This is a genomic window from Azospirillum sp. TSO22-1, assembly GCF_003116015.1.
Taxonomy (GTDB): domain Bacteria; phylum Pseudomonadota; class Alphaproteobacteria; order Azospirillales; family Azospirillaceae; genus Azospirillum.
On record NZ_LGQZ01000175.1, the window covers coordinates 1 to 2,204 of the forward strand.

The window sequence follows — 2,204 nt, forward strand, 5'->3', positions numbered from 1 at the left end:
AGCTGTACCCGCAGCTCACCATCCGCGTCTCCGGCTACGCCGTGAACTTCATCAAGCTGACCCGCGAGCAGCAGCTCGACGTGATCAGCCGCACCTTCCACAACAAGCACTAGGAAGAGCATAGAAAAAGCCCGCCGGGCCTGTTGCCCGGCGGGCTTTTTTTGGCCGAAGCCGGACGGGCCGGCCTCAGCTGAGCGGGATCGCGACCCACCGCCGGTAGCCCGGCAGCCCGGACAGCCGAGCGTGCCACGCCTCCAGGTTCGGCAGGCTCGGCCGGTCGAGCGGCAGGTGCATCCAGCGGTGCAGCCACGGCGCGAGGGCAAGGTCGGCCAGCGTCGGCCCGTCGCCCGCGACGAAGCCCTGGCCGGCCAGCGCGCCGTCAAGGATGCCCCAGAGCCGGGCGGCCTCCGCCGTCAGCGCCGCGATGCGCGCCGGGTCGCGCTCGGCCTCCGGGGTGCGGATGAGCTGCCAGAACAGCGGCTGCATCGCGCCGCTGAGCGTGCCGAGCCCCCAGTCCAGCCAGCGCTCGACCACCGAACGCCGGATGGGGTCGCGCGGGTAGAGGCGCTCGCCGCCACGGGTGTCGGCGAGGTAGCGCAGGATCGCGTTGGATTCCCACAGCACCACGTCGCCGTCCTTGACGGTCGGCACCAGACCCATGGGGTTCATGGCGCGGTACGCGGGGGTGTCGTTCACCCCGAAGCGGCCCCCGGCGTCGATGCGCTGGAAGGGGACGGCCAGCTCGTCGCACAGCCACAGCACCTTCTGCACGTTGCCGGAGGTCGTGCGCCCCCACACGGTGATCGATCCGTCCGTCATGCGGTTCCCCTGATTGCCGTCACGCGACCTGCAGCTGCGCCGTGCGCAACAGTGCCATGAAGTCGGTGAACGTGTCGCCCTGGATGGCGATGTGGCGCCGGGTGGCCTCGCGCGCCGTCTCCGCATCGCCCGCCAGGATCGCGCGGACGATGGCGTCGTGCTCGTCCCAGGATTTGCGCAGGCGCCCCGGGTGGCGCAGCTGGATGCGGCGGTACGCCGAGACGCGGTTGCGCAGCGACCGCGTCATCTCCTCGAGGTAGCTGTTCCCGCAGCCGGCGTAGATCACCTCGTGGAAGCGGCGGTTCGCGTCGTAGTAGGCGTCGGTGTCGCCGCTCTCGATGATCTCGGCGCAGAGACGGTGCTGGTCCAGCAGGGTCTTGTGGCCCGCCGCCGTCATGCGGCGCGCGCACAGCTCGGCGCATTGCGCTTCCAGGTTCGCCATGACCTCGAAGCGGTCGATGATGTTCTGTACGCTCAGCGTCGCCACCACCGCACCCTGGCGCGGGCGCGTCTCCACCAGCCCGGCCGAGGCCAGCTGGGCCAGCGCCTCGCGCACCGGCGTGCGGGAGACCTGGAAGCGCTCGGCCAGCGCCAGCTCCTCCAGGCGGCTGCCCGGCGGCAGCTTCCCCGAGGCGATCTCCGCCTCCAGCAGCTCGCGCAGGTGCGTCGCCCGGCTCCGCTTCGGTTCCGCCCCATCGCTCATGTCGATCCTCCCCGGAGCCATCATAGGCGGTTTCGTCCCTGGCATGCGATTCGAAGATGTTGCATGCACGAACGATTTCATGTATACATGAACAGCATAACAAAATACAAAGAGCCCGGCAATGCGCGCACGAAGCGCCGTCGGGCTTAGGGAAGGAACCGATGACCCACACCAGACCGCGCCCGTCCGGCGACTGAGCGGCGCCGCCGCGGGCGCCGTCCATCACCATCACGAATCATCAGCACCGCGGCTTCCCCAGCCACTGGACCGCGCCGGGGCGGAGCCGTGCCGAGAGGGAGAGAGACCCCATGACGTTCACGAGACGCGCCATCCTCGGCGGCATGCTGGCCGCACCCGCGATCATCGCCGCCAGCCGGCTGGGCTGGGCCGCCGATGCCAAGGTGCTGAAGATCTCGCACCAGTTCCCCGGCGGCACCATCGACGAGGGCGATTTCCGCGACCGCCTGTGCCGCCGCTTCGCCGCCGAGGTGGAGAAGCGCACCGCCGGCCAGCTGAGGTTCGAGCTGTACCCCGGATCGTCGCTGATGAAGACGCTGGCGCAGTTCAGCGCGCTGCGCAAGGGCGCCCTCGACCTCAGCTTCTACCCGATGCCCTACGCCGGCGGCGAGGTGCCGGAGACCAACCTCGGCCTGATGCCGTGCCTGGTCACCAGCTACGAGCA

At 69.8% G+C, this 2,204-nt stretch carries 3 protein-coding genes and 1 pseudogene; 2 read left to right on the top strand and 2 right to left on the bottom strand.

Features of this window, described 5'->3' with window-relative positions; all coding sequences use genetic code 11:
• Positions 1-2: 2 nt before the first annotated feature.
• Positions 3-113, top strand: a complete 111-nt coding sequence (locus tag TSO221_RS32415; protein WP_109122598.1) for a glycine radical domain-containing protein — start codon at positions 3-5, stop codon at positions 111-113.
• 73 nt (positions 114-186) lie between these two features.
• Here TSO221_RS32415 and TSO221_RS32420 read toward each other — a convergent pair whose 3' ends face one another.
• Both TSO221_RS32420 and TSO221_RS32425 read right to left on the bottom strand, forming a co-directional pair.
• The gene (locus TSO221_RS32420) at positions 187-819 is read right to left on the bottom strand and encodes a glutathione S-transferase family protein (RefSeq protein WP_109122599.1); all 633 of its coding nucleotides are present in this window, start codon (positions 817-819) and stop codon (positions 187-189) included.
• 19 nt (positions 820-838) lie between these two features.
• Positions 839-1,522, bottom strand: coding sequence for a GntR family transcriptional regulator (locus TSO221_RS32425; RefSeq protein WP_109122600.1), 684 nt, complete (start codon positions 1,520-1,522; stop codon positions 839-841).
• Between the two features lie 308 nt (positions 1,523-1,830).
• On the opposite strand from TSO221_RS32425, the pseudogene TSO221_RS32430 reads away from it, so the two are divergent.
• Positions 1,831-2,204, top strand: a pseudogene (locus TSO221_RS32430) (C4-dicarboxylate ABC transporter); the annotation flags it as partial.

Excerpts from the sequence above, each read along its gene's own strand:
- TSO221_RS32420 (WP_109122599.1), bottom strand. The coding sequence starts at position 819 with ATGACGGACGGATCGATCACCGTGTGGGGGCGCACGACCTCCGGCAAC.
- TSO221_RS32425 (WP_109122600.1), bottom strand. The coding sequence starts at position 1,522 with ATGAGCGATGGGGCGGAACCGAAGCGGAGCCGGGCGACGCACCTGCGC.